This window comes from Actinomycetota bacterium (assembly GCA_030682655.1).
Lineage (GTDB): Bacteria > Actinomycetota > Coriobacteriia > Anaerosomatales > JAUXNU01 > JAUXNU01.
In genome coordinates this window covers 1-15,630 of the sequence record JAUXNU010000126.1, presented here as the reverse complement: position 1 = coordinate 15,630, position 15,630 = coordinate 1, and the positions used below count along the sequence as shown (strand labels likewise).

9 protein-coding genes are annotated in these 15,630 nt (G+C 66.9%); all 9 read right to left on the bottom strand.

Going from position 1 to position 15,630, the window contains the following annotated elements; translation table 11 throughout:
- Nucleotides 1-35: 35 nt before the first annotated feature.
- The 9 genes from Q8K99_07485 to infC all read right to left on the bottom strand — a co-directional run bounded on the left by Q8K99_07485 (nucleotide 36) and on the right by infC (nucleotide 15,159).
- Nucleotides 36-5,357, bottom strand: a complete 5,322-nt coding sequence (locus tag Q8K99_07485; GenBank protein ID MDP2182396.1) for a hypothetical protein — start codon at nucleotides 5,355-5,357, stop codon at nucleotides 36-38.
- Entirely contained in the window at nucleotides 5,354-8,614 is a 3,261-nt protein-coding gene (gene drmD / locus Q8K99_07480; protein MDP2182395.1) for a DISARM system SNF2-like helicase DrmD, read from the bottom strand. Before drmD ends, Q8K99_07485 begins: the two co-directional genes overlap by 4 nt.
- A gap of 257 nt (nucleotides 8,615-8,871) precedes the next feature.
- Nucleotides 8,872-11,322, bottom strand: coding sequence for a phenylalanine--tRNA ligase subunit beta (pheT, locus tag Q8K99_07475; GenBank protein ID MDP2182394.1), 2,451 nt, complete (start codon nucleotides 11,320-11,322; stop codon nucleotides 8,872-8,874).
- A 66-nt stretch (nucleotides 11,323-11,388) separates the two neighbouring features.
- Nucleotides 11,389-12,450, bottom strand: coding sequence for a phenylalanine--tRNA ligase subunit alpha (pheS, locus tag Q8K99_07470; GenBank protein MDP2182393.1), 1,062 nt, complete (start codon nucleotides 12,448-12,450; stop codon nucleotides 11,389-11,391).
- A gap of 401 nt (nucleotides 12,451-12,851) precedes the next feature.
- The gene (locus Q8K99_07465) at nucleotides 12,852-13,238 is read right to left on the bottom strand and encodes a signal peptidase I (GenBank protein ID MDP2182392.1); all 387 of its coding nucleotides are present in this window, start codon (nucleotides 13,236-13,238) and stop codon (nucleotides 12,852-12,854) included.
- The gene (locus Q8K99_07460; GenBank protein ID MDP2182391.1) at nucleotides 13,213-13,695 is read right to left on the bottom strand and encodes a TasA family protein; all 483 of its coding nucleotides are present in this window, start codon (nucleotides 13,693-13,695) and stop codon (nucleotides 13,213-13,215) included. The genes Q8K99_07465 and Q8K99_07460 overlap by 26 nt, the downstream gene beginning before the upstream one ends.
- Before the next feature lie 246 nt (nucleotides 13,696-13,941).
- Nucleotides 13,942-14,301: a 50S ribosomal protein L20 gene (gene rplT / locus Q8K99_07455; GenBank protein MDP2182390.1), complete on the bottom strand. Its 360-nt coding sequence runs from the start codon at nucleotides 14,299-14,301 to the stop codon at nucleotides 13,942-13,944.
- A gap of 37 nt (nucleotides 14,302-14,338) precedes the next feature.
- Entirely contained in the window at nucleotides 14,339-14,536 is a 198-nt protein-coding gene (rpmI, locus tag Q8K99_07450; protein MDP2182389.1) for a 50S ribosomal protein L35, read from the bottom strand.
- A gap of 5 nt (nucleotides 14,537-14,541) precedes the next feature.
- Nucleotides 14,542-15,159, bottom strand: a complete 618-nt coding sequence (gene infC / locus Q8K99_07445; GenBank protein ID MDP2182388.1) for a translation initiation factor IF-3 — start codon at nucleotides 15,157-15,159, stop codon at nucleotides 14,542-14,544.
- Nucleotides 15,160-15,630: the final 471 nt, after the last annotated feature.

Genomic DNA, 15,630 nt, shown 5'->3' with positions numbered 1-15,630 from the left:
CATGTGTACGCTGTCAAGGACACCGCTGAATGCGCTCACCACAACCTCCCCTGCGACGCATCATCCAGCAGCGTCGCCTGCGGCTCCTCCGCCCGTGAGGGCCCCTCTCCGCGCTCGCACCCGGCAATCTCGTCGAGCAGCTCGCGGTAGCCCTGCTCGCCGAGCAGGTTGCGCGCATGCAGGTGGCACTCGCGCCACGACTCCTCCGCGCTCTGCGCGAGCTGCCAATCGTAGAACCGCGGGCCGAGCCGGCTCGCGACCGGCTGCGGGTGCTTCGCACGCTCATCGTGGCCGAGGCCGTAGTCGGCGAGCCGAAGCGTCTCCGGTAGCATCCAGCCCTCGCCCTCGTTCTGGCCGAGGAATGCCTCGATGCCGACGTCGCGGTCACCGCCGCACGCGCGGATCTTCTCCTCGAGGTCGTGGAAGGCAACGAGCGTGAGCACCGTGTGGCGGAGCTCGGGGTCCTTGTCCTTGTCGACGCGCCAGAAACCAGTTGCGCGAAGAGCGTTGGCTCGAGAGGAAACGGCTTCACCAGGCAGATCGCAGTCCTCGAGGATCGAGCTTGCCGAGGACGAGTCGAGACCGAACAGCACCGCTGCGACAGCATCCAGAGCGGCGCGAGCAGCGAGCCTCGCCGAGGGTTGGATGCGCCAATGCCCACGATGCGGTAGGTCCCGCGTGCCGATGGTGGACCACGCCACCGAATCGCGAGTCGAATTCAGTGTCAGTCCTGCGGTAGTCCCAAGCAGCAATCCGGTCGCCCTGGGCTCCGGCAGAGCCGTCTCCGCCATGATGAAGTCGCTGAGGTTCGTTCCGCCAAGGCGCATGCGAACCTGGTGGTCGTACCAGAACGAGCTCATCGCTGCAGAGAGGAGCAGGGCTCTCACCGGATCCTCGTGATCGGGGACGTAGAAGAAGAGGCTGTCGCCCGCCGGGAGCCCGGTCTGTGCAGATGCAATCACGGTGCGAACATCCGTTGTCCTCGCGATTCTTCGGTACGCGAGGCGCGCGCGCGGATTCCACTTGCCCGACGCTCGTGCTGCTGAAGCGTCGACGAGAAACTGGGGCTGGATTGCGCCAGCAGGGTTGGCCCCCTTGTCCCAAACCGCGTTCGCACCTGAACCCGACACGTGGCGTGCGGCGTATGGGTTGAGAAGGTTCATCATCACGCCCTGATACAGCGGCAGCGCCACGTCCTGGATCTCGTCCTCCCGCACCCACGCGTCCGCCTCGCGCGAGAGCACTACGCCCGCCGGGACCTCCGCGCGCGACACCGGCAGCGCATCGTACGGCGGTTGAGCGCAGCGCAGTCGCCACTCCGTACGCGCGACGTCGCCCGGCTTGAGCAGGTGCCCGTGCACGACGCGCGCCTCGGCCTCGCGGCGCTCGGGGCCGGCGCTCGTGTCGAACAGCCACTCCTCGAGCACGACCTCGGCCGGCACCACGCGCGCGGGGTCGACGCCGAACTCGGGCCAGAGCTCCTCGATCGGCCGCCAGTTGCCCAGCAGCCAGCGGCTGTACTCGTCGGGCCGATAGCCCTTCGCCTCCCATACCGGGCGCGGCGGGAAGAGCTTCGAATCGTTCGTCATGTCGAACTCTCTCGCGTACTTCACACCCCACCCGTCGGGACCGTCGTCGCGGAGGAACACCGAGTTCGCGTAGATCTTTTCAAGAATCTCGAGGTCGCGCGCGGACTGGATCTCGAGAATCGCGCGGCTCTTGGGGCTGAAGCGCTCGACCTGCTCGCGCGTGTACGGAACGGCGATCTCCTCCGCGCGCTCCCAGTCCTCGAGCGAGCGGCGCATGAACGCCGTGCGGATGGCCTCGGTGCGCCCGCCCTTCTCGATGATGACGGGGTTGAACTTGAAGGAGCGGTGGATGTCGAAGATTCCGTCCTTGTTCTCGAAGCCGAAGAGCCACTCCCAGCTGCACCCATCGAGGAAGAGCTCGCGCAGACCGCCGGTGCCGTGGTCGGAATAGAGTCCCGAGGGCACTATGAAGCCGAGCCGCCCTCCGCGCCGCAGCAATGCGTGGGCCGCCTCCAGGAAGAGCTTGTAGAGGTTGATGTCCGCCGAGCCCTGGTGGCGGAAGGGGTGCGCCGCGTCCGCGTATCCGCCGCTCTTCGCTCGCATGTCGCGCCAGCGCGCGTGCAGGCTGTCGTTCTCGCGTCCGCGTGAGATTGAGAAGCGATCGCCGCTCGCTTCGCCCTCGGACGGATCGCCGAAGGCACCGGCCGCGTACTTCATGAAGTTGGACTGCGCGCGGAAGTCCGCGTTGTAGTCGAGCCACGCGCGCTCGTCCGTCTCGTCGGCGAAGTACCCGGTCTGGTGGCGCAGCGCCTCCTGCTTGCCGTAGCCGCGGTAGAGTGGGTCGATGTTGCTGAAGAACTCCTTGGAGTTGGGCTTGGCGATGTCCCACGGCGGGTTGCCCAGGATCGCGTCGAAACCCGAGGCCGCCTCCAGGAACACGTCAGGGAACTCGAGCTCCCAGTGGAAGAACCGCAGCCGCGCGGCGAGACGGGCGGCGACCTGGCGGGTCTCCTCGGCGGGCGAAGCGAGTGTGGTTGGCAGCGGCGCGCGGTCGAGCTCGTCGGCGGGCCAGAACCAGCACGCGCACCACAGGTCCATCGCGTCCCTGAGCTGGCGGTACGCGGGCGAGCCCACGAGCTCCTCGCGGTAGATGCGGGCCCGCTCGGCGGTGTCGTGCACGGGCAGCTCGTGAAGGCGCGCGAGAGTGGCGAGCGCCTCGTCGTGCACGCCGGCGGCGTCGCGCGCGAGGTCACGCGGGTCGAAGAGCGACGGTCCTGAGAGGAACCGCGCGAGGTCGGACTTGAGCGGCCCATGCGCGAACTCCTTGATGGCCTTCGTGCGGGCGTCCTTCTCGAAGTGCACGCCGTTGCCGTGTCCCTTGTCGCCGCCCTCGCGGTTCTTGAACGCCATCGCCGGGAAGTGGCGGAAGGTGTCGAACCATGCGCCCACGAGCGCGTTGCCGCACTTGATCTTGTGGTCGAGGAAGGAGAACGGCAGCGAGCGGTCCATCGTCTCGATCCACAGCGAGAGGCGGGCGAGCTCCACGGCGAGCGGGTCGAGGTCCACGCCGTAGATGCAGCGCTCCACCACGTGACGGCGGAGCAGGGCTTTCAGGCGCGGCTCGAACTCGGGCTCCTCGGCACGGCACGGCACGAGCTCCTGGCCCAAGCGCTCCTCGGGCGTGTCGCCGGGCGGCTGCGGCGGCTCGATGAGCCGCACCACCGCGCGCTCGCAGCCTGGGTCATCGGAGATGCGGTCGTGGAAGAGCAGCGACTCATAGAGCGCCTCGGTCAGGAACCGCAGCGCGGCGACCGGGAACGTCCCGGAGCCGCACGCCGGATCGCAGACCTTGAGTGCGAGGATCTCCTCGGGTGGCTTGGGTTTCCATGCAGCTGGCGGCGCGTCGGTGTTAGGCGTGCCGCCCGCGTGCGTGGGCGGATCGTAGGCGAGCGGACGCAGGGTGCGCTGCACGGTCGGCACGGCAAGCCCGGGACGCGTGTAGAAGGTGCCCGAGCCCTTGCGCGTGCCGCCCCAGCGCACGAGGTACCACTCGCCGGGGAGCACCACGCGGCTGACAAGCTGGCGGGCCTTCCGCGAGACGGCCTCCTCATGGGCGAGACGCCTCTCGGGCGTCATCGCCCCGCGCAGCTCGCGCACGAGCTTGCCGGCCTCGACAGCGCGGCGCGCCCACTCCTCCGCGCGAGTGCGGGTGGTATGGCGAGTGTCGGCGGCGTAGGCGACGGCATCCTCGGCAGCAAGCGCGTCGAGGGACTCCTCGGCGGGCTCGATGTCATCGGGGGCGTCGGGGGTGACGTCCTCGTCGTCATCCTCAACGGGCTCTTCGGCGGCGTCCTCCTTGGCGGACTCGTCCTCGCTCCCGCCCTCCTCGGCGGACTCCTTCATGCTTTCCAGCAGCGCAGCGATCGCGCGGTCGTCCATCGCCTCGAGGCGAGAGAGTGAGAGCGCCGGGGCCTTGCCCACCGCGAGGAAGATCACCGGGTCCTGTGCGGGCGCGGTCTTGAGCTCGAAGTCGAGCAGGCCCTCGTACAGGATGCCGATGTACTCGCTCGACAGGTCTGAGAAGTCGACCGGTGCGGGCACCCACGTGCTCCCGCGGCCTTGGCGGATCCTGACCTTCGTGCGCGTGATGAGCTCGAGGATACGGTGCACGTCACGGTCCGAGACGCATTCCCGCTCGTAGCAGCCGCGCTCGAACAGCGACAGCGCGCGCGAGACGCCGTCCGCACCCTCCGCGTCGCCGGGCGCGAAGAGCTCGCCGCCGTAGGACGGCACGAGCAGCGCCGGGTGCGACGAGCCCTCGAACACGAGGCTGGAGAGCGCGAGCACGCGCGGCCACGCGGCGTGGCTGCGCGTCAGACGGCCGCCGGAGCGATGAGCGACCTTCTCGAGCGCCTCGATCAGACCCGAGAGGCCGTAGCTCGCGTGGTAGAGCGCGTTCTCGCGCGGGAGCAGGTCGCGTGACTCGGCGAAGAGCACCACGACCATGCGCATGATCATGCGCACCGCGGCGCGGTAGATGGCGGCGGGCGCGATGTCGGTGCCATGCTCGGTGAGCACGGCACCGTGAGCGTCCACGAGCACCTCGACAGCCTCGCGCACCCGCTCGCCGAGAACGGCGGACAGCTCCGCTTGGCCCTTGCGTGCGTCGAGGATCGCCTGCTCGAGCGGAGCGGCGAGACCCGGCTCGGACGGCGTCCAGAGCACGGGCTGGATGAGCGTGCGCAGCGCATCGAGTTGCGGGGCGATCGCGCCCTCGGCGAAGAAGAGCTCGGCGTCGGCCTCGCAGTACGCGTCGAAGTCGAGGCCCGCGAAGACGAGGCGCCACTGACGGCCGTTCGTGAGCAGCGCCAAGCGGTTGCCGCTCGCACGCAGCCACTGCAACACATGGCCCGTGGCGCGACGACCGCGACCGAGGCCGATGCGCTTCTCGGCGTCGAGGAAGACCGGGAGCACCGCGCCTTGCGGACCCAGCCACAAGTGGCGCGGCTTGATCACCTCTCCGGTGATCGCGCGACGACCGTGCTCGGAGCCGACGGCCGAGCCGCGCAGCCACGAGCCGCCGACGTGTGCGTCGAAGCCGCAGACGCGCTCGAGCACGAACGCGGCAAACTCGGATGCGTCGGCGGAGGAGTCGAGGAGCAACGCGCGGCGCTTGCGCAGCTCGCGCTCCGTGTAGGCGTCAAGCGGGGCCGGGACGTGGTCGGCGATCCGGCGCAGCCGTGGCGGGTCGAGAAGAAGGCCACCGTGACGCAGTGCCTCCCAGCCGGGGATGCTGGGGGGTGCGACGACCCCGGCACGCGCGCTCACCGCGCACCATCCACGGCCGCGAGGCGGATCTCGACGCATACCGGGAAGACCTGGGCCGCGCCTGCCATCGCGTGCCGCTTGGGCAGCAGGTGCTTGGTGATGCGCTCGCGCTCGCGTTCGAGCTGCTCGCGGACCTCTTCGTAGTGGCGGCGGCGGCGCTCGATCTCGGCGCTCTTCTCCTCGATGGAGCGCGCGAGGTCCTCCAAGCGCGCCTCCTCGTCGAAGAGCGCGCCCTGGGCGCGCTGCGCCTCGAGCTTGGCGATCTCGCGCTCGAGCTTGGAGAGCGTGTTCTCCGCGATGAGCGAGGAGACCTCGCCCGCACGGCTCGCGTATCGCTTGTCCTCATCGGCTTTCGCCTGCTCGCCGACGGTAGCGAGTTCGTCGCGCAGCGTGGCGGTCAGCGCCTCGGCGTGGCGGGTGAGATACGCCCTGAGGTCGGCCGACGTGTCGTCGAAGACGTCGGTCGCGCACTCGACGAGCCCGGAGTCCGCGTCGAACTCGGCGCAGCGGAGCTTCAGGGCGGCGGCGTGCGGCAGGGGCTCGCCGAGAGCGCCCCCGCGCACCGGGAACACGATGGTGCGCACCCAATGGTGGAACGTCTCGCGCAGCTCGTTGACGCCGATCTCCTCGACCGACAGCAGCACGAGAGCGTCAGCGCCGTCGGGCACGTCGCCTACGCGCGCCGTCCAGCGCGAGACCTCCTCGCCGGTGCCGGGAAAGCGGCGGCGCGAGAGAGCCGAGAACGCGCGATCGAGCATCGGATGTGAGAGGTGCATCATCGCCACATCAGGGCGCGGGTTGAAGACCGTGCGTTCGCCCACACGCTCGATGAATGGCTCTCTGTCGAAGGCGAGCCGCCTCAGCGCGCCCCGGCCGCCGCGGCCGGCGTCCGTCCGCAGACTCTCGTCGACGACCTCGACCCAACCGGGCAGGTCGGGGTGGGTGAGACGCCAGGTCCCCGGCTCGCTCGACGCCTCGAGCTGAGGGCGCCCCGCGCGGATCGCGAGCGCGGCTTCGAGCGTGGCGCGCATCGCGTCGGGATCGAGGTCGAGCTCGCATGCGAGCGCGGACAGCTGCTCGGCGGCGGCCGTGTCCTCGGTGCCGGTCTCCACCGTGTCGTCGGCGTCCACCTGCGCGCGACCTCGGGTGAGCATGAGGCGCTTGTCGAGGTCGTCCGCCACCGCCGTCGCGCTCTCGCCATCGACGAGTCGGCGGTGCGCCGCCTCGTCGAAGAGCTCGTTGGCGGAGCCTAGGTCCTCGCGGATGTCGTTGGCCTTGCGCATGATGTGCGCGAGGAACTTCAGGTCCTCGTCGGTGTCGCTCGCGAAGTAGAGGATCTGCACGTCACGCGCTTGCCCGTGGCGGTCGAGACGGCCGTTGCGCTGCTCGATCCTGCTCGGGTTCCACGGCAGATCGAAGTGGAGCAGGTGGCGCGCGGTGCGCTGGAGGTTGAGACCCTCGGCCGCCGCATCGGTGCCGAGCAGGAGGCGCACGGGCTCCGACGGATCGTTGAACGCGCGCTTGACAGCATCGCGCTCGAACTCGTCCATCCCGCCGAAGAGAGTGAGGATGCGATCGGGCTCGTAGCGCTCACGCAGGCGTCGCGCGAGGTAGTCGAGCGTGGTCTTGTACTCGGTGAACACCACGAGCCTTTCATCGTCGCGCCACGCGCCGTCGACGCGCAGCGAACGGTCGATGGTGGCCAGCAGTGCGTCGAGGCGCGCGTCGGCCATCGGGTCCAAGTCGGCACACGACCCAGCGGACGCGTCGGCAAGCCCGAGCCGAGCGAGCGCCGTGTCGATCGTCTCGATCTGCAAAGTGATGTGAGGCGCGGCCTTCTTGAGCCATGCGCCCACAACCCCCGCGGCCACCGACTCGCGCGACTGCGCCTCGCGATCGTCACCGGTCTCCCCCTCGACGCTCCTACGCACCGAGTCGACCTCGGCCTCCGAGGCCTCGTCCGCCTCGGCGAGCCCCTCTTTGCACCGCCGCCAGGACTCCGCGAACGCCACCGGGCATGAGAGCAGCCTCTTGCCGAGTATCTCGACAGCGAAGCTGCCCGCCCGCCGCCGCTTGCGGTCTCCTGCGGCGATCCACGAGCGCATGGCTGTGCGGAACTCACCGAACGCCTCGGTCAGAGCCGTCTCCTCGGCGGATGGCGCGAGCACGAGCGCTGCCGGATCGAGGCGAGTGCAGAACTTCGGCGGGCTGGTCCGAGCGTTGATCTCGCGCTTGAGGCGGCGAATGACGATCTGCTGCACGCGGGAGCGCTCCGCGGGCTTGAGCTCGTCGGTGGCGCTGAATCGCACCGGGTCGAGCAGTTCGAGCAGCCCGGTGAAGCTGCGGGTGTGGCCGTTGTGCGGCGTGGCGGACAGGAACAGCCGGTGCTCGAAGTGCGGCGCGATGGACCGAAGCATCTTGGTGAGGTCGCTGTCCTCCCCGAATGGCGAGGGCATGAGGTTGTGGCACTCATCCACGATGAGCAGGTCCCACGGCAGGTGCGGCGAGCCATCGGGCATCCGGCACGCGGAGTCTAACTGCTCGAGCACATCGGGCTGACGCAGGTAGTGGTACGAGGCTATGACGCGCGGGAACGCGCGCCACGGGTTGGCATCCATGCCCAGGCGACGTCTGAGGGCTTGCGTCTCACCGCGATCGACCAGGTCGAACGGCAGCGAGAACTTGTCCCACATCTCGTCGCGCCACTGCAGGCGCAGTGAAGCCGGCGTGAGGATGAGCACCCGCTGGATGCGGCGGCGGATGAGGAGCTCCGAGAGGATGAGGCCCGCTTCGACCGTCTTGCCGATACCGACGTCATCGGCGATGAGCAGGTTGACCCGAGGCATCCGGAGGGCCTTGAGCAACGGCACGAGCTGATAATCGTCGACCTCGACCGCGCCGTGGAAGGGGCTTCGGAACGGGAGCCGGTCTAGCGGACCCGAGCCGTCCGGGTCGAGAAACGGCATCGCGGAAGTCCAGCGCGCGGAGCGCAGGAGCGCATCGAAATCCTCGGCAGGCATGGCGTCGGAGCGACCGGGGTCGGGCAGCGCGTTCGGCTCATGCAGGCGTGCGTGCGGCTGTTCGAGCTCCCAGATGAGCTGCTCCTCGACGGGAAGCTGGTCGTCCTTGTAGTCAAGATGGACGAGATGGAGGCGGCCGTTGTCGCCATCGAACGGTTCGACGGCGGAAATCACCCCGCGGCGATTGCGGACCGTCGCGAACATGCCAGGACGTGGGAGTTGGGGAGATGGGCTCATGAGGCGTTTCCAGAAGGGTTGTGTGTTCGAATCAGACTACCAATCGGGTCTGACACAAGCCTCACACGATGCATCCTCCCCAGGCAGACGGTGTTGAACCGATTCTATACCAACAGTCATCCGCCGTCGGCTCACCAGACGCCGGTGAGCAGGCCGCCAAGCAGGTCTACTGGAGTTTGCAGAGGTGTCTCCTGAACCGTAGTGGCACCAGAGAGTAGCGTCGTTGTTCTCGCCGGACCGCAGCCGGACCGCAGCGCCTATCCCCTCATCTCGGCTCCGACCGCCCCCCTCACCTTCCGGAGCAGCCGCTCGTGCTGCGGGCGCACCTCGTCATCGGTAAGCGTTCTGTCCGGAGCGCGGTAGCTGAGTGCGAAGGCGAGACTCCTCTTGCCCTCGGGAACCCCCGGGCCACGGTAGACATCGAAGAGGCGGACGCCATCAAGGAGCTTCCCTCCGGCAGACACGATCGCCTGCTCGACCCGCTCGGCCGTGACACCCTCGTCGACCACCAGGGCGACATCGAACTCGACAGCCGGGAAGCGCGGGATATCCTCGTACGCCTTGACCGTCACGGCAGCGTGAATGAGCGCATCCAGCGAGAGCTCGAACGCGACGACCGGCCCATCGGCCTCGAACGCTGCGAGCACGCTTGGGTGCACCTCCCCGAGCCAGCCCACAACCTCGCCGCCCAAGAGTACCTCGGCGCTTCGCCCAGGCTGAAGCCAGGCGATATCGGCGGCGCGAGCAGACCAACCGCAGACACCGAGATCGACCATGAGCGCCTCGATGACTCCCTTGCCGTCGAAGAACTGCATCGTCGGGCCGTGCAGCGATGAGTCGGGACCCTTCTCGGAGGCCTTGGGGTCGTGCCACGAGGGCTCGTACCACCGGCCCGTGAGCACGCCCGCGAGCATCGGCCACTCCTTTGGCAGTTTGCGACCACCGGAGGTGACGAAGGTGGCGCCGATCTCGTAGAGGTGCACATCGGCAACATCGCGGCGCTGGTTGTACGAAACGGACCGCAGCAGCCCCGGCGCGAGCGAACGGCGCAGAACCGTCTGCTCCTCGGACATGGGGTTGAGAAGCTCGACGAGCATCTCACCCTCGGGTAGCTCGTCGGACATGCGTGTGATGTCGGTCGGATCGACGAACGCGTACGTCATCGTCTCGTTCAGGCCGGCGCCTCGCATCGTGGTCCCTATTCGCTCGCGCCAGCGTTGCGCCTCCGTGAGGCGACCCGTCCGCTCGCGTCCCCCGGGCAACGTAGGCTCAACGCACTCCATGCCCCACACGCGCAGAACCTCCTCGACGAGGTCGATCTCGCGCTCAAGATCGGGACGAAACGTCGGCACGGTCACGTCGAGCACGTCGGGGCCGCCCTCGACAGCGAGCCCCATGGACGTGAGGATGCCTACCATCTCCTCGGCAGGAAGAGCTGTGCCTAGGATCGCGTTCGCCCGAGATACGCGCAGCTTCACGGTCCATGGCTCGGCAGGGCGCGGGTACGCATCGACGATTCCCGGAGCGACCTCGCCGCCGCAAAGGTCCGCCATGAGCTGCGCGGCCCGGTCGGCAGCGGCTGCACAGCCATTTGGGTCCACGCCGCGCTCGAAGCGCGAAGATGCCTCCGAGATGAGCCCGAGAGACCGGCTCGTGCGGCTCACGGACACTGTGTCGAAGCAGGCCGCCTCGAGCAGGATGTCCACCGTCTCCTTGCCGACCTCGGTGCTCTCGCCTCCCATTACGCCAGCGAGCGCCACTGGGCCACCTGGGTCGCAGATGAGTAGCATGTCCTCGGAGAGCTTTCGTTCCTGACCGTCGAGCGTGGTAAGCGTCTCCCCCGCCCGGGCGCGTCTCACGACGATGTGCGCTTGCCCGTCGGTCTCCCCGAGCGTGGACGCGTCAAACGCATGCAGCGGCTGACCAAGCTCGAACATAACGTAGTTGGTGATGTCGACCACGTTGCTGATGGGTCGGGCACCTGCAGCAGACACGCGCTCGGCGAGCCAGTCAGGCGATGGACCGATCTTGACGTTGCGAATCAGACGCGCGGTGTAGCGCGGACACAGCTCTGGGTCATCGATCTCGACACGCACTGACTCCGCGACCGGCTCGCCGGTCTCATCAGGCGTCCCGCCGGGATGACGGTAGGTCCTGTCGGTGATCGCCGCGACTTCACGCGCAACACCCGCCATAGAGAGGCAGTCGGGGCGATTTGGCGTGACCTCGAGTTCGACCACGGTGTCCGACATACCCCGGTACTCGGCATACGGCACACCCACCGGAGCGTCAGGTGCCAAGATGAGCAGTCCGGACTGGTCGGAGCCGATCTCGAGCTCCGCAGCCGAGCAGTTCATGCCATGACTCGTGATCCCGCGCAGCTTGGCTTTCTTGATCGTCATCCCGTTCGGCAACGTCGAGCCGACGAGTGCCACCGGCACCTTGTCGCCAGCCTCGAAGTTCTGCGCGCCGCACACGATCGTCAGCGGCTCGTCCGCGGCGACATCCACCGTCGTGACCCACAGCGTGTCAGCCTCCGGGTGTTTCTCCTTGACCAGGATCTGACCGACGACCACACCTTCGAGCGCGGCGCCGATTGTCTCGACACCCTCAACGGCCGTGCCGGTCATGTCGAGACGGTCAACGAGGTCTGCAACCGGCAGGTCCACATCGACGAGTTCCTTGAGCCACTTCAGCGAGACTCGCATTTTTCGCTGGTCCTTTCGCTTCACGTCGCGGCATGGCCGCGGGGCTGTCCTTGGCAGGTCGGCATGTCAGAACTGGCGCAGGAAGCGCATGTCACCCTCGACGAGCATCCGAAGGTCAGGTAGATCGTACTTGAGTGCGGCGATGCGCTCGACTCCCATGCCGAAGGCGAATCCCGTGTAGCGCTCCGGGTCGATGTCGACGTAGCCATAGACATTGGGGTCGACCATGCCGCACCCGAGAATCTCGAGCCAGCCGGTGCCCTTGCAGAACCGGCACCCCGCGCCGGCGCAGATGCCGCATGAGACATCGACCTCGGCGCTGGGCTCCGTGAACGGGAAGAAGTGCGGACGGAAGCGTGTCCGGCGGTCGGTGCCGAACATCTCTTTGCAGAAGTAGTCGAGTGTGCCCTTGAGGTCGGCAAACGTGATGCCCTCGTCGACAACGAGCCCCTCGATCTGCGTGAACTGCGGGAGATGGCTTGGGTCGGCGATATCGCGCCGGTAGACCTTGCCGGGTGCCAGAACGTAGATCGGAGGCTTCTCGTTCTCCATGACGTGTACCTGTACCGGGCTCGTATGAGTCCGGAGCAGCACGTCCGACTCGCCGGTCGCGGTCACTGCGCCAGACTCGAGGTCGCGCACGTAGAACGTGTCGGTCGCGGCGCGCGCCGGATGCGCGGGCGGATGGTTCAGCGCCGTGAAGTTGTAGTAGTCAAGCTCGACCTGCGGCCCCTCGACGATGCGATATCCGAGGCCGAGGAAGATGTCCTCGACCTCGCGCCGGATCTGCTCGATGAGGTGCTCGCGACCCGGGAGCCGGGCGCGACCGGGGAGTGTGACGTCGACGGCGTCCGCTGCCACCTTCGCCTCAAGAGCCGCTGAACCGAGTGCGAGTTTGCGCTCTTCGAGCGCGGCCTCGAGCGAGATGCGCACTTCATTGGAGGTCTTGCCGACCGCAGGACGTTCCTCGGCGGAAAGCTGGCCCAGACCACGAAGCACTGCGGTGAGCGACCCCTTCTTGCCCAGATACGCAACACGCACTTCGTCGAGAACTGCAAGGTCCCCTGCAGCGGCTATCTCGACGAGCGCACGTTTGCGCAGGGCTTCGAGGTCCTGGATGACGCTCATGTACCGACCAACTCCCGTCGCTTGTCTGTACCCGTACACAGAACGGAGCCGACCCCGTCCCGGATTCCTCCAAGGACGGGAGCCGGCTCCCGCGGTACCACCTTGGTTGGCCCGCGCGAGCGGACCCACTCATTCGCGTTCGCCCTTTCGGGCGGTTTCGCTGCACGAACCCTCTTTCGCGCTGGCCCGATATCGGGGGCTCCGGCTTCCCTACCAGCTCGCCGCGATGGAGCGGTCGAAGCGTTCAGGTCGCGGCTGATAGAGTGAACCGTCTGCGCCGTCTCCGGGAGCCTTTGCAGTCAACGAGGCTCCTCCCTGAGCGGCGACGCTAGGCGCAAACGCCTCTCCGTCATCGCCGTATGTGAGATTGGTTCAGCAGTTTAGCACTGTGCTCCGGTGAATCAAAAGCCGAGCCGGTGACCGAGCCTGAACACGGCGATCACAGTCCCGCTCACCTCCGTCGGCGATACGCCGCTGCGGTCGGGGGTCTTGTTCGCATCGCCCTGCGTGTGCAGGAACCCGTCTTTGCCGACTGCTATCACCCGGTGTAGGACTGGGCGCCTGGATGTGCCGCTTCGGAACAGAACCATGTCGCCGACGGTCGCCTCTCGCGAACGAGCAACCACGCACAGATCCCCTCGCGAAAGCGCAGGCTCCATCGACGCGCCCGTGCACACGGCCAGACACCCCCACTGCGACAGAACGATCCCCATGGCGAGAAGCACCAGACCCGGCGCGTACCGCCAGCGGCTCCCTTCGCTCTCAGCGGAGCTGTTCTGCGTCGACATACAGCGTCATCTTGACGTAGTCGCCCTCGAGGTCGTTGCCGGCCGTTGCGGGCAATCCCACCGACACGCGCAGGTTCGCTCGCGCCCCCGGCTGTATCGCCACCGGCGCGGTCCGCAATCCCGACATGGGGCCTGCGTAGATCACCGAGCCTTCGTGAGTGACAGTGCACACAAGTGCCTCGTAGAAGTCCGTGATGCCGAGCTTCTTCGCGCCGGTGACCACGATGGTCTCGGCGATGGACCCGCTGTTGCGCACGGTCAGCGTCTTCTCCACGGTGCCACCTGGTGCAAGCCCCTCAATACTCAGGGCAGCAGAGGTCGGTTCGGTCGAGACGTCCACGCTGCCCGCCCTGATCATGTTCTCCGGCACCTGCGCTTGACCAGAGAAGTAAGCGCCCGCTGCCACCAGGCAGAGAGCACACACCGCGAATGCGGCCGCTATCGTCGTACGTTTCATATCGTTCCCCTCTCTCGGTGCCAGCGGAGGAGTCGCCGGCCAGTGTCCTTGCGGGTGGTGGCGCGCCAGCCCGTCACCCACGCTGCACGAAGACCCCAACCGAGAGCGAAACGATGTCTTCCTCATCCCTATCGCAGGCCGCGCAATTCGCCTCTTTCGGCGGCTCGTTCACGTGCGAGCAACCCGAAAGTCCGAGGGCCCCGCATCGGCGGGGCCCTCGGAAGCTACGGTTGTCGTCGGTGAAGCCTACACGGAGACCTTCTCCTTGGCCATCTCGACGAGCTTGGCGAAGGCGGCGGAATCGTTGATAGCCATGTCCGACAGGATCTTGCGGTCCAGCGTCACACCGGCCTCCTTGAGACCGTGCATGAACGCCGAGTAGGACATCCCGTTGATGCGGGCGCCGGCGTTGATTCGGGCGATCCAAAGGCGGCGAATCTCGCGCTTCTTGTTGCGGCGATCGCGATAGGCATACTGCAGCGAGTGCTGCACCTGCTCCTTGGCGGCACGGTACGAACGGCTCTTGTTTCCGTAGTAGCCCTTCGCCTTCGTGAGCATGGTGCGGCGCTTCTTCTTGGCTGCGACGGCGCGTTTGACTCTAGGCATTGGTGATCACTCCTCCGGGGTTATGTAAGCGCCGGCACTAGCCGATGCCGAGGTTCTTCTTTATGACCTTCACGTCGCTCGTGTGCACGAGCGAATCAGCGCGGAATGCACGCTTGCGCTTGGGGCTCTTCTTCTCAAGGATGTGGCTCTTGAAAGCGTTCGCCCGCTTGATCTTGCCGGTACCGGTGAGCTTGAAGCGCTTCGCGGTTCCCTTGTGCGTCCTCATCTTCGGCATGTGCGTCACTCCTTCTCGACTGCGTCGTCCGCGACTGCAACCACGCCAGCGTCTTCAACCTCGTCGCCCTCGGGGGACTCGGACTTCTCGAGTTCCTTCGGGTCCTTCTTGATCGGAGCCATCAGCGTGAACATGTTGCGCCCCTCGAGCTTGGGCGGGCTCTCGATGATGGCAAGATGCTCGAGCTCTCCTGCAAGCCGTTCCAGAATGGCTAGCCCGCGCTCGGCATGCACCATCTCGCGACCGCGGAACATGATGGTGACCTTCACCTTCGCGCCTGCTTCAAGGAAGCGCACGACATGGCGCTTCTTGGTTTCGTAGTCATGCTTGTCGATCTTGGGGCGGAACTTGATCTCTTTGATCTGGATCGTGGTCTGATGCTTGCGCGCCTGCTTGGCCTTCATCGCCTGTTCGTACTTGTACTTGCCAAAGTCCATGATGCGACAGACAGGCGGGTCCGAGTTCGGCGCTACCTCGACCAGATCGAGGTTCTGATCGTCTGCGATCCTAAGTGCATCGGCCGTGGCAAATAGCCCAAGTTGAGAGCCGTCCACGCCGATGAGCCTCACGCGAGGCACACGGATCCGCTCGTTCACCCTCGGTTCGACTGCGCTAATGGGCAGTTCACCTCCATACGTTGCGGCCTCTTTGCGTCCGACCGCTCCCGACAAACAAAACGTCCCGCAGCGTAGCCGACGGGACGATAAGCGCCGAGGACTCGTGTCCTCGCGCTCTTCTCGACCAGACAGCTGCCGAATCCGGCGCCGCAAGGTGGGGACCTGTCTCGACCCCGGAGGGATCGGGGTCCCGCTTCTTCTCTATGCGATTGGCTACCGGAGTATACAAGGGGTGCGCCGCCGGTGTCTACCCGCCGAGTTGCCTCACCAGAAATGTCGTCCAAACCGATTCGTTGCCTCACGTAAAGATGTCGTCGAAAAGTGTAGCGTCGCAGCCGTCAGGCCGATCGACGACGAGGAGGCGCAAGCAAGGTGCCTTTGACGATGGCGGAGAAGCATGCGGTGACACGGAAGCTCGCCGAGGAGTACCGGCGGGCGATGAAGAAGGAGAAGGGCAAGATATTGGACACGCTGTGC

Bases quoted from the DNA above. Each gene is read 5' to 3' on its own strand.
- drmD (MDP2182395.1), bottom strand. From the start codon at position 8,614: ATGAGCCCATCTCCCCAACTCCCACGTCCTGGCATGTTCGCGACGGTC.
- pheT (MDP2182394.1), bottom strand. From the start codon at position 11,322: ATGCGAGTCTCGCTGAAGTGGCTCAAGGAACTCGTCGATGTGGACCTG.
- pheS (MDP2182393.1), bottom strand. From the start codon at position 12,450: ATGAGCGTCATCCAGGACCTCGAAGCCCTGCGCAAACGTGCGCTCGTC.
- Q8K99_07465 (MDP2182392.1), bottom strand. From the start codon at position 13,238: ATGTCGACGCAGAACAGCTCCGCTGAGAGCGAAGGGAGCCGCTGGCGG.
- Q8K99_07460 (MDP2182391.1), bottom strand. From the start codon at position 13,695: ATGAAACGTACGACGATAGCGGCCGCATTCGCGGTGTGTGCTCTCTGC.
- rplT (MDP2182390.1), bottom strand. From the start codon at position 14,301: ATGCCTAGAGTCAAACGCGCCGTCGCAGCCAAGAAGAAGCGCCGCACC.
- rpmI (MDP2182389.1), bottom strand. From the start codon at position 14,536: ATGCCGAAGATGAGGACGCACAAGGGAACCGCGAAGCGCTTCAAGCTC.